General features: G+C 68.8%; 3 protein-coding genes. 2 read left to right on the forward strand and 1 reads right to left on the reverse strand.

The genetic code is table 11. From position 1 onward, the window contains the following. A partial coding sequence (locus VF468_09845; protein HEX5878610.1) for an STAS domain-containing protein occupies positions 1-1,059 on the reverse strand: 1,059 nt, incomplete at its 3' end. A gap of 364 nt (positions 1,060-1,423) precedes the next feature. On the opposite strand from VF468_09845, the gene VF468_09850 reads away from it, so the two are divergent. Then, complete coding sequence (locus VF468_09850; GenBank protein HEX5878611.1) at positions 1,424-1,798, forward strand: SCP2 sterol-binding domain-containing protein; 375 nt, start codon at positions 1,424-1,426, stop codon at positions 1,796-1,798. After that, entirely contained in the window at positions 1,795-3,870 is a 2,076-nt protein-coding gene (locus VF468_09855; protein HEX5878612.1) for a glycogen debranching N-terminal domain-containing protein, read from the forward strand. Before VF468_09850 ends, VF468_09855 begins: the two co-directional genes overlap by 4 nt. Positions 3,871-3,981 lie beyond the last annotated feature (111 nt).

Below are 3,981 nucleotides of genomic sequence, written 5' to 3' on the forward strand. Positions count from 1 at the left end.
GTTGTCGCCCACGTCCAACGAGACCCAGGCCACCCGGCCCCCACCGGCTACAGCCTGCCACTGGGCGAGCAGGGTCGTCTTGCCGAACCCGGCCGGCGCGTCCACCAGACAGAGCTTGCCCTGCAGGCCGCCCCTCAGCAGCGACTGGAGACTGGCACGCGAGAGCAGCCCGGCCCGAGCGGCCGGCGCTGCCAGCTTGGACGCCACAAGGGCTGAACCTGGCATGCCCATTGCCGGCGAAGCGCCGCGGTCGGCGTCCTCTCTGGACTGGGCCATGGACGTCGCGGTGGTCCTTGCCGGCAGCTGCCGGCCGGAGCCGACCGTGGCGGCTTGCCGTGGCGGCAGCTCCAGCGTGCACCAGGCGGTCCTGCCGCCAGCCTCGTCCTGGCGTACCCCCCAAGAGGTGGCCATCTGGTCCACAATCAGCAGGCTCAGCCGGCGGTCGGTCTCCTCCCTGGCGACCAGCAACCCCAACAGGTTGGGGTCCTCGTCGTGTACCGCAACCTGCAGCTGAGAGCCGGACAGCTCCACCCGCAGCTCCATGGCGGTGCGGGCGTGGGTCCCGGCTAGTGTGACCAGCTCGCTGGCCAGCAGCGCCGCCGGGTCGGCCAGCCGCTGGAGCCCCCAGCGGCCACACACCTCGCGCACGAAGGCCCGGCCGGCGGCGGCTGCGGTCGGTACCGGTCCCAGCGTCACCTGCTCCTGCAGCCATGGCGGTCGGACGCCGACCTTGGCCAGGGCGTCGTCGAGGCTGGGGTACGTCCCCAGCCGGGAGGTCACCCCCTGCTCAAGGAGGATCTCGGCAACCGCCGGATGGGCACCGCACAGGATCAGGGCTGTGCCGGGCCAACTCAGCGCGGGATGGCGGATGGAGACAAACCCCTCAGCGCACAGTGGGTCGATCTCCTCGACCTGGCTAAGGTCGCAGATGATCGCCGGTGGCTGCTCCGCGAGGTGCTTGAGGATGGCTCGCTGGAGCCGGGGGGAAGCGGCCAGGTCGAGCCGGCCGGCCAGGGACAGCACCACACAGCCCTGACGACTGGACTGCTCGATCCGCATCGCCACCCCGATCTACGCCGTTCCGCGGGACTATGCTACGGGGCAGGCCAGCTACTTCCATCCTAAGCCGCTGACCTGGACAGGCAACGAGACAGCACGCATCTGATCGCAGCCGGTTCCGTCGCAGGCAGGGCGCGGCTGACGGTCTGGCCGGCGGCAAGGGTCTGTCCGGTCTCCCGCTGGAGCACGATCAGCTCGGCGGCGGTGAGCGAGGACACTGTCTGGACTGCCAGGCGCGGCCTTGCTGACCCTGCTCGGGCCAGTTGGCGCCAGATCTCCCCTGCATCGGGTGAGGACGGCCGCATCGTCTCGCTAGACGATGGCCGTGGGCGCAGACCGCTCATGCCGAGACAGGAGGCAGGAGATGGAGGCCGTCGACGGCATCGAGGAGTTCCTTGAGGAGCTTGATCGGCGCGAGTACGAGCCGCTTTTGGCCAAGGTCACGGGCAGGGTCCGCTTTGACCTGGTGGAAGACGGTCGTGCCGATCAATGGCTGCTTGTCGTAGCGAAGGGCCACACGACGGTGTGGCACAAAGGGGGCCCGGCCGACTGCACGATCCAGGCCGACCGGGCGCTGTTCGAACGGCTGTGCCGCGGCGAGGACAATGCGATGGCCGCGGTGTTGCGTGGCGCGCTGGTGTGTAGCGGGGATGTCGAGCTGCTGTTCGCGGTCCAGCGGATCTTTCCAGGCCCACCGCGCGACCGGCAGGCCATGAGCGGCGCGGAGGGCTCGCGATGACCCAGAAGCAGGTGAAGATCCTGGAGGGCAACACGTTCGTGGTGAGTGACGAACGCGGCGACATCGAGGCCTCCCGGACCGACCCGACCGGGCTGTTCTCGTTCGACACGCGGTTCTTGTCGACCTGGGTGCTGACGGTCAATGGCGACCGGCTCACGCCGCTGTCAGTCGATGACCTGCAGTATTTCGAGACGCGCTTCTTCCTCGTGCCCGGCACCGGGACGGTCTATGTGGATGCCAAGCTGTCGGTGATCCGCCAACGCTCGGTGGGGAACGGCTTCCACGAGGAGCTGACCATCCTCAACCATGACGATAAGCCCGCGGAGCTCGTCGTTCGGCTGGAAGCCGACTGCGACTTCGCCGACCTCTTCGAGGTCAAGGACGCACTCAAGAAGAAGGGCTCCTACTCCAGGGGTCTTGAGGACGGCAGGCTCGTGCTCGCCTACCAGCGCGACACGTTCGCGCGGTCGACCGTGATCTCCTCCTCACAGCCGTGCGCTGTTGATGAGCATGGGCTGACCTTCGAGCTCAAGCTGGGACCGCACGGGAGCTGGAAGACCCACCTTGACGTCGTCACCGCGGTTCTCGGGGCGGGTGACGGCGGGGACGAGGGACCGACCCTGGCCTGGCAGGCGCGACGGCCAGCGAGGAACATGGCGCACAACCTGGCGCGCTGGCTCGATGAGGCCCCCCAGCTGGAGTGTGACTGGGAGCCGCTGAAGACAACCTATCGCCGCAGCCTGGTCGATCTGGCCGCGTTGCGGTTCTCGCCGATCAGCGCCGGACGCCACAGCCTGCCGGCGGCCGGGCTGCCCTGGTTCATGACCATGTTCGGGCGCGACAGCATCCTCACCAGCCTCCAGGCGCTGCCGTTCGCCCCCGAGCTCGCGGCGACGACCCTGCGCGAGCTCGGGCTGCGGCAAGGCACCCGCATCGACGACTTCCGCGACGAGGACCCTGGCCGGATCCTCCACGAGATGCGCTACGGCGAGATGACCGCCTTCGAGGAACGACCTCATTCGCCCTACTACGGCAGCGCCGACGCGACGCCGCTGTTTGTCGTGCTGCTGGACGAGTACGAGCGCTGGACCGGTGACACGCGGCTGGTGCGGGAGTTGGAGTTCGAGGCCCGCGCGGCGCTGAACTGGATCGATGAGTACGCCGACCTCCAGGGGAACGGCTACGTCGCCTACGAGCGGCGCAACCAGGAGACCGGACTTGAGAACCAGTGCTGGAAGGACTCCTGGGACTCGATCTCCTACCGCGACGGCACGCTGCCGGGCTTCCCGCGGGCCACCTGCGAGCTTCAGGGGTACGCCTATGACGCCAAGGTGCGCGGCGCCCGCCTGGCCCGCCTGGTGTGGCGGGATCCCGCCTTCGCCGACACCCTCGAGGGCCAAGCCGCCACCCTCAAGCGGCGGTTCAACCGCGACTTCTGGGTCGAGGACGGCGAGTACTTCGCCATCGCCCTGGATGCCGATGGCCGCCAGGTCGACTCGCTCACCTCGAACAACGGTCATCTGCTCTGGAGTGGCATCGTCGACAAGTCCAAGGCCAAGGCCGTCGTGCGGCAGCTCATGAGCGAGCGGCTGTTCTCCGGTTGGGGAGTGCGCACCCTGGCGGTGGGCGAAGGCCGCTACAACCCGATCGGCTACCACGTCGGCACGATCTGGCCCTTCGACAACTCCTTCATCGCCTGGGGGCTGCGCCGCTATGGCTTCAAGGCCGAAGCGGCGCGGGTCGCCGCGGGCATCCTGGAGGCCGCGGAGTTCTTCGACGGTCGGCTCCCCGAAGCATTCGGCGGCTATCCACGCTCCATGACCAAGTACCCGGTCCAGTACCCGACCGCCTGCAGCCCCCAAGCCTGGTCCACCGGCGCGCCCCTGCTGCTGCTGGCCACGATGCTGGGCCTGGAGCCGGTCGGAGAGCACCTCCTGGTCGACCCCGCCCTGCCCAGGCGCATTGGTCATCTCGAACTGCTCGACATCCCCGGCCGCTGGGACCGCGTCGACGCATTCGCCCGCGGCCGCGTCGACACCTCGCCTCCGGATCGGAAACGTCGAGCACGCTAGCCACTCAGGCCGGCCGTCGGCGGCCCAGGGCCGGGCCGCCTCCGGCAAGCTCATCACAAAAGGGGTAATGTCGGCATCCGCCGCAGGTGCCATGGTGCGGTCGGTCATCCG

The organism is Actinomycetota bacterium (assembly GCA_036280995.1).
In the GTDB taxonomy this organism is placed as follows: Bacteria; Actinomycetota; CALGFH01; order CALGFH01; family CALGFH01; genus CALGFH01.